This is a genomic window from uncultured Gordonia sp. (genome assembly GCF_937858515.1).
Classification (GTDB): Bacteria; Actinomycetota; Actinomycetes; order Mycobacteriales; family Mycobacteriaceae; genus Gordonia.
The window spans coordinates 1-13260 of record NZ_CALLZT010000026.1 but is presented as its reverse complement, the minus strand read 5'-3'; the positions used below and the strand labels follow the sequence as shown (position 1 = coordinate 13260).

The following is a 13260-nucleotide window of genomic DNA, read 5'->3' as shown; positions in this document are numbered from 1 at the left end:
TAGCTCGCTGGGCTCATAACCCAGAGGTCGCAGGTTCAAATCCTGTCCCCGCTACGAATCAGGCCCGGGAAATTACGGTTTCCCGGGCCTGAAAGGTTAAAGGGATCTGACCACTCTTCCACAAAGTCGAACGCGTAAATGCTGCCGTTGATGCAGAGCTCGCTGCGTCCACTCGCGAGACCTACGCCCGCATGTCGGAACCAGGTGCGCGTTTCACCCGTGTCCTCTGGAGGAACCATCCCACGAGCGATCGGATCGGCTCCCGTGCGATCAGTAGGATCGTCCAGGAACGAGCAAACGCCGCCGGTTTCGACGAATATCTGTCTCCGGCCACTCACTCCGAACCAACCACGCCACCACGGCTGCGGTCAACGGCGCCTAGATCGACCGCATTGCCGCGCAAATATGACACCGGGACCTCGGACCCTCCTCAACCACTACATCCGCCCAGCCGAGCGATGGCGACCACCACCAACCGCGACCTCGGCCTGTGACTAGCGAACGGGTTCACTCCAAGTGATATCGTGACAGTGATATCGGAGGTGATCACAATGGAGCAGATCCTGATTCGGAACCTTCCGGCGGGAACGAAGGCTGCGCTCAAGGTGCGCGCCGAACAGCACCGTCGGTCCGTTGAGGCCGAAGCACGGGAGATCCTTTCCGACGCTCTCGAACGCGAGCCAGTCACCCTCGTCGACCTTCTCGGCACCGACGAAGGGTCGGACATTGAGTTCGAGCCCGAGCGCCTCGGCCTGACCGCTCGCACCCCTGATCTGTGACCGGCTGATGCAGTACGTATTGGACACCAATGTGGTCTCCGCGCTCCGAGTCCGAGGACGTAATCCGCAGGTAGAGGCCTGGGCCGCAGCAGTGCCTGTATCCGACATGTTCGTGACGGCACCCACGATGGCCGAGATCGAACGCGGCGTGGTTGCCAAGGAGCGATCCGACCCGCTCCAAGGCGAGATCCTGCGCCGGTGGTTCGAAGACCACGTTCTGCCAGCGTTCGCAGACCGAGTGCTGCCATTCGACCTACCCGCTGCTCGGATCCTGGCTACCTACCGAGTCCCAGAGCACGCTCCGCTCGACGATGCACTGATCGCTGCTGTCGTTCAAGCCTCCGAGATGACCGTCGTAACCCGCAACACCCGGCACTTCGAACCACTCGGGGTTGCCTGTCTCAACCCGTGGAGCCAGATCTCGTAACGACGGTCCCGATCAAACCCGTGACTTGACAGCGCGTCCAGGACGATTCCCTCGGTGCGCCCGGATCGCACGTCACACACCCTCCTTCTTGAGGATGTCCAGCACCGCTGTGCGCCGTCGCGTCGACAGCCCCGCCGGGAATTGAGTAGGGCTACGCATGCTGTGACCTGCCCGAACGTCCTAGCGTTCTACGTATGACCCACGGAAACGACATCCCCCAGTCCGCGACCACCTCGGCGTTCCAGATCCAGGCGGTCATCGCGTTCGCCGTCAGTTTGACGGCGTCGGTCATCGGCGTCTGGAACCTTCCGCTCGACTCCTGGCAGCGCGGTTTCTTCGGCGTAACCCTGCTGTTCCTGGTGTCAAGCACGTTCACTCTTGCGAAGGTGGTACGTGACAGGCAGGAGCAGACGACGATCCGTTCCCGTCTGGACGAGGCCCGGGTGGAAAAGCTGATCGCCGAACACGACCCGTTCAAGGGTGTCGCCTGACCCCTGACGTCTTGCCCGCCACGATGACACCTCGCATCTCAACGGACAGTTTGTCCATACTGTCAGCAAGATATGGACGTTATGGCGATTGACTATATCCGGCGGTTCCTAGCGTGATATGCGATTTGTTGACCTGATTCCTGTATCGCCGATTGCGCACCATTGAGCTGTATGAACCCGTCTTCATGTTGTTCTTGTATTGTCCTGCGAGGCGGATCACACTGTGGTACTTCTGAGGCACCAACCGACCGGAGTGGTCGGCCCGCAGAGCAGAGGTGAGTCCTATGAGTGGTGCATCTCCAGAATTGGCGAAGGCGCTGAGCCAACGTCAATTATCGATGATCGCGATCGGTGGTGTCATCGGTGCCGGCCTCTTCGTGGGTTCGGGCGTTGTCATCCAAAAGACCGGTCCAGGTACGTTTATTACCTACGGCCTTGCAGGTCTGCTGATCATCATGGTCATGCGGATGCTGGCGGAGATGGCGGTCGCCAACCCGGCGACCGGCTCTTTCGCAGACTATGCACGGCAGTCTCTCGGCGAGTGGGCAGGATTCTCGGTCGGCTGGCTGTATTGGTATTTCTGGGTGATTGTGGTCGGCTTCGAGGCAATTGCCGGCGCCAAGATCATCGAATTCTGGTACGACGGTATACCGATGTGGATCCTGGCACTTCTGTTGCTGACGGCCATGACGGCGACAAACCTGTTCTCCGTGTCCTCGTTCGGTGAGTTCGAATTCTGGTTCGCGGGAATCAAGGTCGCCGCGATCGTTGCTTTCCTGCTGATCGGCTCGATCTACGTGGTCGGTCTGTGGCCGGACAAAGATCTCGATTTCTCCAATCTGACCGCACACGGCGGATTCTTCCCCAACGGCGTCAGCGCGGTGACGGTCGGCGTGGTGACGGTGATCTTCTCGATGGTCGGCGCCGAGGTCGCCACCATCGCGGCCGCCGAATCGCAGGACCCCGAGCATGCGGTCGCGAAGGCCGCCAACTCGGTGATCGTCCGTATCGCGGTGTTCTTCGTCGGTTCGGCCTTCCTCCTGGTCACCATCCTTCCGTGGAAGGAGATGGGCGGTGAAGGGCACGGTGGCAGCGCGTCTCCGTTCGTCGCGGCATTCGAGGAGATGGGGATACCCGGCGCCGAACACATCATGAACGCGGTGGTTCTCACGGCGGTGCTCAGCTGCCTGAATTCGGGCATGTACACCGCATCTCGCATGTTGTTCGTGCTCGCGGCCCGACGTGAAGCACCCGCTTCGCTTGTCGAGGTGACCAAACGAGGCGTTCCCGCCGCAGCAATCCTCAGCTCTTCGGTGATCGGATTCCTGTGCGTCATCGCGGCCGCGGTCGCCGAGAAGTCGATCTTCGACTTCCTGCTGAAATCGTCCGGTGCGATCATCCTGTTCGTCTACCTGCTGATCGCGATCTCTCAAATCGTGCTGCGGCGCCGTAACGGGTCCGAACAGCTCAAGGTCAAGATGTGGGGCTTCCCGGTGCTCTCGATCCTGACCGCGCTTGCGATCGTCGCGATCCTCGTGCAAATGGGATTCGATTCCGGCAGTCGCTCGCAGTTGTTGCTGAGTCTGCTGTCCTTTGTGGTCGTCGTGATTCTCTTCTTCATCAACCGCTTCTACGTCGCAAGCAGGCCCATCGCGCCGGTTATCGAGGCAGAGGCACCGCCGGAACGAGTGCTGGTGCTCGCCAACGAGACCGTCGACTCCGACGTGCTGATCGACGAGCTCAGCCGGATGGGCGCCGACCACAAGTGTGTCTTCCACGTCGTCGTACCGGCCAGCCCCGTCGAGACGGGGACGGCCGCGACTCACGGGCCGCGCGACGTGTGGCCGGCGACCCTGAAGGCGGCGCAGGAGCGGCTCGACGTCACGCTGACCACGTTGCGGGAAGCCGGATTCACCGCCGACGGCGAACTGGGTGAGAATCGGCCGCTGCGAGCACTTGCCGCGGGCGTGGAGTCCTTCAATCCCGATCAGATCGTGATCTCCACCAAGCCGGCGGAGGAATCGGTATGGATGAGGTTCGACGTGATCGACCGGGCGCGTGAGCAGTTCCAGATCCCGGTGACCAATGTCGTCGCCCGGCCGGTCGCTTCGGGGCTGGTATGACCATCGTCGTAGGCTTCTCGGCCAGCCGGCAATCGCAGGCGCCACTGAACCTGGCCGTGCAGATGGCGGCGGCGTCCGGACACTCCATCGTGGCCGTGGCAGTGGTGGAGGACTCGGGTGCCCGCGCCGGAGATCCGTTCCAGAAGGAGTTCATCGGACACCTCACCGAACGTACCGAGACAGCGTTGCGGAAGGTCCTCGACGGAATGCCGGGAGGAGCGCAGGTGCCGGCGGTCGTGACTCCGGGTCCGTCGACGGCAACCGGTCTCCTGCAGGTGGCCGCCGATCACGACGCTGACGCAGTGGTGGTCGGGTCGTCGTCATCGGGCCTGATGGGCAGATTGGCGCTGGGCGGCGTCGCCGCCCGGATCGTCCCCCCCGCCCGGCTGCCGGTCGCCATCGCCCCCCGCGGCTACAAGCTGGATCCGGGCCGTATCACGCGTGTCACCGCGGGATACGGCGGGGCCGCCGACGAAAGCGGACTTATTCCGGCCGCTGCGGTACTGACCCGTAAGTGGTCGCTGCCACTGCGGGTGGTGTCGTTCACCGTTCGGCCGATGGCGGCGTTCGGTGCTTCGGCGACACCCAAGTCGGAGCAGGAGATGGTCGACCGCTGGGTCGAACAGACCGAGAAGGCGGTGACCGCCGAACTCGCGGAGGTACGTACCAGGATCGACGTGCCAGATGTGGAGGTTGTCGTGGGCACCGGACCGGACTGGTCGACGGCCATGGACAGCGTGCCGTGGCGACCGGGGGAGATCCTGGCGCTGGGGTCGGGAGCTGCGGGCATCGTATCCCAGGTGTTTCCGGGTGCGGCGGCCAACCGCATCCTGCGCAACAGCCCGGTTCCGGTGATGTTGATGCCCAAGGCATGACACAGCAGTAGGCCGCAGACAACAAACGTGCCGTCCGGCAGCAGCCGGACGGCACGTTTGTTGTTGTCGGGGGCTGTCGTTGCGTCAGGGCGTGGTGTCGAGTGTGTTGCCTGGGGCGATCGCACCACAACCGTTGGGTGCGGGCTTGCCGATGAACCGATCGTTGAGCCAGGAGAAGGCTCCGGGCAGGAATGCGGCCGCGCCTGGTGTGTGGCTGAGCTGGTCGTACTGCTGGTAGCTGATGGCGCGGTTGCCTCGCGCACAGTACTGGCGGGCCAGTGCCCGCACGTCACCGGCGATCATCACGCCATCGCCTTTGCCAATCCGTGGCTTGTTGCCCACCGTGCCCTCGAGCTCTCCGGCGGCCGCCTGGCCTATGAACAGCGGGACGGTGGGGGTGGGTGCCTTCCCGAGGTTGATCTTGCCGACGGTCTCGACGAACGGCGTGACAGTCATCGGGTCGGCGTACTGCGGCTTCATCAGCTGCTTCCACGTCATGCCGGGGTAGTGACCCATCACGTTGTTGATCGGCGCGGTCTGCATCTCGGCAACGATCTTCTTCCCGTACTCACTGAGGTATTTCGAGAAGTTGACATCGTAGGATCGGGCGATTCCGATGATCGCCATCGCGGCCACGCCTGACCACGTCTTGCTGCCGCTGATGTAGGTGAGATTGCGGATCGGGTTGACCAGCAGTCCACCCGACGCCGCACCGACCAGCCGGCGATTGACGTCCGGTGCGTAGTTCGGGGCGAGCGCCGCAGCCCAGTTGGTGCCGATCGCCCCGCCCGAGTACCCGAACAGGCCGATCTTCGTGGACGGCTTGAGGCCGGTCAGGGGTGAGCGGGTGGCCGCACGGATCGAGTCGAGAGTGTTGGTGCCGTACTCGGGGCCCGCCGCGAAATTCGCCTTCTGTCCTTCGATGTCGGCGACGATCACCGTGTAGCCGGCGGTCAGCATCGGAGCGATGAGTCCGGCCTCGGCCGAATTGACCTGTCCGCCTTCGGTGACCGTTCCCGCGATGGCCCGCGACGGGCTGTCCTCGGGATTGAGCGAATCGTAGAACGACTGGTAGGCGATCGCCCGGCTCGGGTCGACGCCGCCGGGCGGTTTGAGAACAGAGGTGACATTGACGACGGGCCGGTTCTGCGCGTCGACCGTGCGATAGGTGAGCTGCACCGCCGAGATCGGCATCGCGTTGCCTTGCACGTGCATGGTCAACTCCCGCGACTTGACCACCTGTCCCGGCTTGAGCGAGGCCAGGTCTGAACCGGAGTAGGTGAAGAAGCTGTCCGGTGCCGCACCGGCGGGCGCCGCCGTCACCAGCCCCGCAACCATCGCCGTCGACGCCGCGAGCAGCGCCGCACGGCCGCTCCGCCTATAGCACAATCCAGTAACGCCCCGAGTGAAAATACGATTCTCCGTCACCGGAGGAATGTTACCGGTCAGTAGCTTCAGCGGCAAGAGATGTCCGGGCTGTCGGGATCCGGCCGTGATGATTCTGTCGTACCGCGTCGGCGCTGCCGATGCCGTGCCGGACACGCCCAATACCGCCACGGCGCAGACCGCGGCCGACGCGAGGATGGCTCGCAATGAAGTTCGGGTCACAAGCGGGCGCTAACAACTGCGTCCCGACCGATCGGGGAGATTCGGGGGAATTCACCCAGCCGGGAGATGGGAGGCCGCGGCGTCGTCGAGGAACCAGACGGTTTCGGCGGTGCCGTGGGCGCCGGCGCACGGCCAGTCGGTGGGGTCGGCGCCCGCGTGGGCTGCCGCGACAGCCTCGGCCTTGTCGGCACCTGCGACCAGGAACCACACGGCGCGGCTGCGGTTGACCACCGGCAATGTCAGAGTGATGCGGAGCGGCGGTGGCTTGGGGGAGTCTGTAACGGCCACAACAGTTTCCGACGATTCTGCGGTGGCCTCGGTGTTGGGGAACAGGGAATTGATGTGGCCCTCGCCACCCATGCCGAGCAGGTGCAGATCGAATTCGGGTGCGACGCCGTCGGCGGACAGCGTCGCCAACGTCCGGGCATAGTCTTCGGCGGCGGCCTCAATGTCGTCGCCGAATGGACCGTCCGATGGAGCCATCTCATGGACCTTGGCGGGGTCGACGGGGACATGGGCCAGCAGTGCGTTGCGCGCCTGGCCGACGTTGCGTTCCGGGTCGTCGGAGGGAACGAAACGGTCATCACCCCAGTACAGTTCGACGTTCGCCCAGTCGATATCACCGCTGTCGGCGGCGAGCGCGGCCAGAATTGCGATGCCGTTGCTGCCACCTGTCAGCACCACGTGCGCCACGCCGCGTTCACGCTGTGCGGCGGTCACCACCTTCACGAACCGGGCCGCCGCGGTGGAGACGAGTTCAGCCTTGTCGTCGAAGACGAGGGTCTCGGTCACCGGTTGCAGGTGCGGATTCTCCGATGCGATCACTCCGAAATCCTTCCCACTGTAGCCCTTTCCACAGTCTCCACCTCGGCGGCACCGGCGAGTGCCAGCGCGTAGATGTCGTCGGCGTCGAGCCTACGCAGTTCCTCGGCCAGACACATCGGCAGGTTGCGGCGGATCAATGCGATCCGCCCGTCCGGCTTGCCCGGCGCCGTCAGCACCGCATTGCTGTTCTCGTCGATGGCCAGTACCGTCGGACCGCCCGCACGATGCAGCCGCACCTCGAAACTGCCGATACTCCGGCGGGTCGGCACACCCAGCGCCGCCCGTAACCAGCCTGCCAGCAGATCGATCGCCGGAGACTTCGACGGACCGGACACGTCGACGGCGGTGATCGCCTCGTGTGGTGGCCGGTCGACGGCGGAGGCCAGGATGCCCCGCCACGGTGTGATCTGAGTCCAGGTGATGTCGGAATCACCGGCGCAGTAGTTGGCCAGGCGCCGGGCGAGCACCGTGTCGGGATGGGGATCCTTGCTCGCGTCGAGGAGGCGGCGGGTACCGAGCATGCCCATCGGGTCGGCGGCGGGATGCGACGGTGCGGTGCCCGGCCACCAGGTGACCACAGGCGTATCCGGCAGCAGGAACGGAATCACCACCGATTGCGGGTGGGCGGCCAGCTCGCCGTGCAACGCCAGAACTACCACCTCGGAGGCACCCGCGTCACCACCGACTCGGATCTGTGCGTCCAGCCGGGTGTCGTCGTTCTCGTCGCCCCGCGACACCACGATCACGCGGCTCGGGTGCTCGCGGCTGGCGTCGATCGCCGCCGAGATCGCGCCCTCGGTGGGTTCGTCGTGTTCGGCGACCACCACCAGGGTGAGCACGCGGCCCAGGCTGATGGCGCCACCGGACTCACGTACCTCAACGATCCGCTTGGCGACGACGCCGGTGGACGTGTCCGGAAGATCGACGATCATCGCTGTCTCCTTACGGCCGGCGCCAGTTGCGGCCGGTGTGGCTCATCATCTGCTCGGCCGACACCGGCCCCCAGGTACCCGACTCGTATGTGTCGGGTTTGCCCTCGGCGGCCCAGTGTTCGAGCACGGGATCGAGGATCTGCCACGACAATTCGACTTCCTCGTTCACCGGGAAGAGCGATGGTTCGCCGAGCAGCACGTCGAGGATCAGGCGCTCGTACGCCTCCGGCGACGCCTCGGTGAACGCGGTGCCGTAACTGAAATCCATGTTGACATCGCGCACCTCCATGCTCGATGCGGGTACCTTGGAGCCGAACCGCAGGGTGATGCCCTCGTCCGGCTGCACCCGGATCACCAGAGCGTTCTGGCTCAGCTCCTCGGTCATCGTCTTGTCGAACGGCAGATGTGGTGCTCGCTTGAACACCAGTGCGATCTCGGTGACCCTGCGGCCCAGGCGTTTTCCGGTCCGAAGATAGAACGGCACACCCGCCCAGCGTCGGGAATCGACCTCCAGGGCGATCGCCGCGTACGTTTCGGTGATCGAGTCGGCGGCGAAGCCGTCCTCATCGATGAGACCGGGAACCTTTTCGCTGCCCTGCCAGCCCGGTCCGTACTGGCCGCGGGCCGTATTCTCCGCCAGGGGCTCGATATTGCGGGTGGCGGCCAGAACTTTGATCTTCTCGGCCTGTAATTGCTTGGGCTCGAACGAGATCGGCTCCTCCATCGCCACGAGCGCCATCAGTTGGAGCAGATGATTCTGGATGACATCGCGGGCCGCGCCGATACCGTCGTAATATCCGGCGCGCCCGCCGAGACCGATGTCCTCGGCCATGGTGATCTGCACGTGATCGATGTAGTGCGAGCTCCACAACGGATCGAACAGCTGGTTGGCGAACCGCAGCGCCAGAATGTTCTGCACTGTCTCTTTGCCGAGGTAGTGGTCGATCCGGAACACCGACGATTCGGGGAACACCCGATTGACGATGGCGTTGAGCTGCTTCGCCGATTGCAGGTCATGGCCGAACGGCTTCTCGATCACCACCCGACGCCAGAAGTCGTCACCGTCCTGTGCCAGACCCACCCGGTTGATCTGCTCAAGCACCGTCGGAAACGCCTTCGGCGGAATCGACAGGTAGAACGCGTGATTGCCGTCGGTGCCGCGTTCGGTATCCAGGCGCTGCAAGGTGTCCTTGAGGAGGTCGAACGCGGCGTCGTCGTCGAATGAGCCCTGTACGAACCGGAACCCCTCGCTCAGGCGCTCCCACACCTCCTCCCGGAAACCGGTGCGGGCATGGTCGCGGACCGCGTCGTGCACGACCTTGGCGAAGGCGTCGTGATCCCAGTCGCGCCGGGCGAACCCGACCAGCGCGAACGACGGTGGCAACAGCCCCCGGTTGGCCAGGTCGTACACCGCGGGCATCAGCTTCTTACGCGCAAGATCACCGGTGACCCCGAAAATGACCAGACTGCAGGGACCGGCGATCCGCGCAAGGCGTTTGTCCCGGGGATCGCGCAGCGGATTGGTCCAGCCGGTGGTGGCACTGTGCTGCGCGTTCCGGGAGGTGACCAAGGTTCAGCCTTTCGCTGCGGCGAGCTGCTCGGCGGTTGCATCGAGCAGCTCGTTCCATGCGTCTTCGAACTTACTTACTCCCTCGCTCTCGAGCACCTCGAAGACGTCGGTGAAATCGATACCCAGGGCGGCGATCTTGTCGAAGATTTCCTGCGAGGCGTCGCCGAGCCCGGTGATCGAGGACGTGTTGACCCAGCCGTGATCGGCGAAGGCGTCCATCGTCTTGCCCGGCATCGTGTTGACGGTGTTGGGGGCGACCAGTTCGCTGACGTACAGGGTGTCGGGGTAGTCGGGGTTCTTGACACCGGTCGACGCCCACAGCGGACGCTGCGACCGGCCGCCCCGGGCGACCAGCGCGTCGAACCGGTCGCCGCTGAACACCTCCTCATACGCGGCGTAGGCGAGCCGGGCGTTGGCGAGGGCGGCCTTGCCCTGCAACTCGCCGGCCTCGGCCGAACCGACGGCGGCCAGGCGCTTGTCCACCTCGGTGTCGACGCGGGAGACGAAGAACGAGGCCACCGAGTGGATCTTCGACAGATCGTGACCGGCGGTGGCGGCGGCCTCCAGACCGTCGAGGTAGGCGTCCATGACACCGCGGTAGCGCTCGACGGAGAAGATCAGCGTCACGTTCACACTGATGCCCTCGGCGATCACCTTGGCGATCGCGGGCAGACCGGCCACGGTCGCCGGGATCTTGATCAGCAGATTGGGCCGGTCGACGATCTTCCACAGTTCGATCGCCTGCGCGACTGTGGCGTCGGTGTCGTGCGCCAGCCGCGGGTCCACCTCGATGGACACCCGGCCGTCAACCCCGTCGGTGGCCTCGTACACACCGGCCAGGACATCACAGGCGTTGCGGACGTCGTCGGTGGTGACGGTGCGGACGGTGGCGTCCACATCGGCGCCGCGAGCGGCCAATTCGCCGACCTGGGCGTCGTAGCTGGTGCCCGCGGACAGGGCGGCCTGGAAGATCGACGGGTTGGTGGTCACCCCGGTCACCGACTTGGTGTCGACGAGGGCGGCGAGGTCACCCGAGGAGATCAGGTCACGGGACAGGTCATCGAGCCACACCGATACCCCGGCGGCGGACAGTTCGGCGAGCTTCTCGTTCTGGGTCACGACGGTTCTCCCTGGTTTCGAGTGATTACTTGGCGATTGCGCGTTCGGCGGCTGACACGACGGCCTCGGCGGTGATGCCGAACTTCTCGTAGAGCACCGTGGACCCGGCCGACGCGCCGTAGTGCTCGAGCGAGACGATCTGGTCGGCGAACGGCACGAACCGGAACCACGGCATCGCGATACCGGCTTCGACCACCACGCGCGGGGTGGCCGGGGGGAGCACCGAATCCCGGTACTCCTGGGTCTGCTCGTCGAACCATTCGACGCTGGGCATCGACACGACGCGGGCGGCGATGCCCTTGCCGGCGAGGGTCTGCTGCGCGGCCACAGCGATCTCGACCTCGGAGCCGGTGGCGATCAGCACCACGGCAGCGTCACCGTCGGCTTCGCTCAGGACGTATCCGCCGGCGGCGACGCCCTCGGCGGACGTGCCTTCCAGGACGGCGACGTTCTGCCTGGTCAGGGCAAGGCCGGCCGGATTGTTGTGGCGAGTCAGGATGTGCGCCCACGCGTACGCGGTCTCATTGGCGTCGGCAGGACGCACGACGTCCAGATGCGGGATCGCCCGCAGCGCCGCCAGGTGCTCGACCGGCTGATGCGTGGGACCGTCCTCGCCGAGACCGATCGAGTCATGTGTCCACACGTAGATCGGAGCGATCTCCATCAGGGCCGCCAGACGCACGGCGGGCCGCATGTAGTCGGCGAACTGCAGGAAGGTGCCGCCGTAGGCGCGGGTCGGTCCGTGCAGGACGATGCCGGACAGGATCGAGCCCATCGCATGCTCGCGGATACCGAAGTGCAGGGTGCGGCCGTACGGGTCGGCGGTCCACGTGGACGTCGAGATCGACGCCGGGCCGAACGACTTGGCACCGTCGATGGTGGTGTTGTTGGAGCCGGCGAGGTCGGCCGAGCCGCCCCACAGTTCCGGCAGCACCGGACCGAGAGCCGAGAGCACCTTCCCGGACGCCGAACGGGTGGCGACGGCCTTGTCGCCGGGCTCCCAGGAGGGGAGGGCGTCGGTCCAGCCGTCGGGCAGTGTGCCGGCCTCCAGACGGTCGAACAGCGACTTGGCCTCGGTGTTGGCCGCGGCCCACGCGTCGAAACCGGTGGCCCATTCGGCCTTGGCCGCGCTGCCACGGGCGAGCAGGCCGCGGGTATGGCCGATGACCTCGTCGGAGACCTCGAACGACTTCTCGGGATCGAAACCGAGGATGGTCTTGGTGGCGGCGATCTCGTCGGCGCCGAGTGCCGATCCGTGCGAGGCACCGGTGTTCATCTTGGTGGGGGCGGGGAAGGCGATCACGGTGCGCAGGCAGATGATCGACGGTTTGTCGGTGACGGCCTTGGCCGCCTCGATGGCCGCCTCGATACCGGCGACGTTCTCACCGCCGTCGACGGTCTGCACGTGCCAGCCATAGGCCTCGTACCGCTTGGCCACATCCTCGGACAGAGCGATGTCGGTGTCGTCCTCGATGGAGATCTGGTTCTGGTCGTAGAAGACGATGAGGTTGCCGAGTTGCTGGGTACCGGCCAGCGAACTCGCCTCGGAGGTGACACCCTCCTCGATGTCGCCGTCGGAGGCGATGACGTAGATGAAGTGGTCGAACGGGCTGGTCCCGGCGGGGGCCTGCGGATCGAACAGACCACGCTCGTAACGCGAGGCCATGCTCATGCCCACCGCCGACGCCAGACCCTGGCCCAGTGGCCCGGTGGTGATCTCCACGCCCTTGGTGTGCCGGTATTCGGGATGACCGGGGGTCAGCGAATCCCAGGTGCGCAGTGCCTCCAGATCCGGCAGTTCGAGTCCGAAACCGCCGAGGTACAGCTGGACGTACAGGGTCAGGCTCGAATGCCCGCAGGACAGAACGAAACGATCCCGGCCCACCCATTGCGGGTCAGCGGGATCGTGGCGCATCGTGCGCTGGAACAGCGTGTATGCCAGCGGGGCCAGGCTCATCGCGGTGCCCGGGTGCCCGCTGCCGCATTTCTGCACCGCATCGGCGGCCAGCAGCCGGGCGGTATCGACGGCCCGGGTGTCGACGTCGGTCCAGTCGGCCGGGTACTCGGCGACCGTCAGCGCACGGATCTCGTCGGTGATAACGGCGGGACTGTTAGAGGTGCTGGCCACGATGTGGTGTCTCCTGTGGTGAGTGGGGCTGCGACGGCACTGGACGAGAACGGCTACGAAATACGACTACGACGAACCACTGGGTGATGGTCACTGCAGTCCAGCCTAAACGTCTGGTCGTATGAGGGTTCGGCCACGTGGACCAACAGGACTCAGGTTCCGCCGCCGATGTGACCAATTCCTCTAGAGCGGGATGGGACATCGACCGGAGAACCCGGCGGTTCGAGTTGCCGGTGACCGAGGCGATTCCGTGATCGTAAGGCGAACCGTCTACCATTCCCTGTAGTAGTCAGCCGAGTGGTTGCCGGGCGCGACATCGGTGTCCGTCGGCAGACGAGGAGTGCCAGTGAGGATTGGGGAACATGTGAGCGGATCGTCCTCCG

11 protein-coding genes are annotated in these 13260 nt (G+C 65.1%); 5 read left to right on the top strand and 6 right to left on the bottom strand.

Annotated features, from left to right (window positions below):
• The first annotated feature begins 551 nt into the window (after positions 1-551).
• From Q0627_RS02055 to Q0627_RS02035, 5 genes are all read left to right on the top strand, one after another.
• Positions 552-779: a FitA-like ribbon-helix-helix domain-containing protein gene (locus tag Q0627_RS02055; RefSeq protein WP_291012571.1), complete on the top strand. Its 228-nt coding sequence runs from the start codon at positions 552-554 to the stop codon at positions 777-779.
• 7 nt (positions 780-786) lie between these two features.
• Entirely contained in the window at positions 787-1206 is a 420-nt protein-coding gene (locus Q0627_RS02050; RefSeq protein ID WP_291012569.1) for a type II toxin-antitoxin system VapC family toxin, read from the top strand.
• 194 nt (positions 1207-1400) lie between these two features.
• Positions 1401-1697 (top strand): YiaA/YiaB family inner membrane protein, encoded by a 297-nt coding sequence (locus Q0627_RS02045; protein ID WP_291012566.1) that lies wholly within the window; start codon positions 1401-1403, stop codon positions 1695-1697.
• A gap of 284 nt (positions 1698-1981) precedes the next feature.
• Positions 1982-3820, top strand: coding sequence for an amino acid permease (locus Q0627_RS02040; RefSeq protein ID WP_298807465.1), 1839 nt, complete (start codon positions 1982-1984; stop codon positions 3818-3820).
• Positions 3817-4695, top strand: coding sequence for a universal stress protein (locus Q0627_RS02035; RefSeq protein ID WP_298807463.1), 879 nt, complete (start codon positions 3817-3819; stop codon positions 4693-4695). Before Q0627_RS02040 ends, Q0627_RS02035 begins: the two co-directional genes overlap by 4 nt.
• An 84-nt stretch (positions 4696-4779) precedes the next feature.
• Here the strand turns inward: Q0627_RS02035 and Q0627_RS02030 are convergent, their stop codons facing one another.
• The 6 genes from Q0627_RS02030 to tkt form a co-directional block, all read right to left on the bottom strand.
• A complete protein-coding gene (locus tag Q0627_RS02030; protein ID WP_298807461.1) occupies positions 4780-6123 on the bottom strand; it encodes a lipase family protein in 1344 nt (447 codons plus the stop codon).
• Between the two features lie 231 nt (positions 6124-6354).
• Positions 6355-7128, bottom strand: a complete 774-nt coding sequence (gene pgl / locus Q0627_RS02025) for a 6-phosphogluconolactonase (protein ID WP_291012557.1) — start codon at positions 7126-7128, stop codon at positions 6355-6357.
• Positions 7125-8060: a glucose-6-phosphate dehydrogenase assembly protein OpcA gene (locus Q0627_RS02020; RefSeq protein WP_291012555.1), complete on the bottom strand. Its 936-nt coding sequence runs from the start codon at positions 8058-8060 to the stop codon at positions 7125-7127. Before Q0627_RS02020 ends, pgl begins: the two co-directional genes overlap by 4 nt.
• Positions 8061-8070: 10 nt before the next feature.
• The gene (gene zwf, locus Q0627_RS02015; protein WP_291012553.1) at positions 8071-9630 is read right to left on the bottom strand and encodes a glucose-6-phosphate dehydrogenase; all 1560 of its coding nucleotides are present in this window, start codon (positions 9628-9630) and stop codon (positions 8071-8073) included.
• Positions 9631-9633: 3 nt separating this feature from the next.
• Complete coding sequence (gene tal / locus Q0627_RS02010) at positions 9634-10749, bottom strand: transaldolase (protein WP_298807457.1); 1116 nt, start codon at positions 10747-10749, stop codon at positions 9634-9636.
• 25 nt (positions 10750-10774) lie between these two features.
• Positions 10775-12877, bottom strand: a complete 2103-nt coding sequence (tkt, locus tag Q0627_RS02005; RefSeq protein ID WP_298807455.1) for a transketolase — start codon at positions 12875-12877, stop codon at positions 10775-10777.
• Positions 12878-13260 lie beyond the last annotated feature (383 nt).

Excerpts from the sequence above, each read along its gene's own strand:
- Q0627_RS02055 (WP_291012571.1), top strand. The coding sequence starts at position 552 with ATGGAGCAGATCCTGATTCGGAACCTTCCGGCGGGAACGAAGGCTGCG.
- Q0627_RS02045 (WP_291012566.1), top strand. The coding sequence starts at position 1,401 with ATGACCCACGGAAACGACATCCCCCAGTCCGCGACCACCTCGGCGTTC.
- Q0627_RS02035 (WP_298807463.1), top strand. The coding sequence starts at position 3,817 with ATGACCATCGTCGTAGGCTTCTCGGCCAGCCGGCAATCGCAGGCGCCA.
- Q0627_RS02020 (WP_291012555.1), bottom strand. The coding sequence starts at position 8,060 with ATGATCGTCGATCTTCCGGACACGTCCACCGGCGTCGTCGCCAAGCGG.
- Q0627_RS02050 (WP_291012569.1), top strand. The coding sequence starts at position 787 with ATGCAGTACGTATTGGACACCAATGTGGTCTCCGCGCTCCGAGTCCGA.
- Q0627_RS02040 (WP_298807465.1), top strand. The coding sequence starts at position 1,982 with ATGAGTGGTGCATCTCCAGAATTGGCGAAGGCGCTGAGCCAACGTCAA.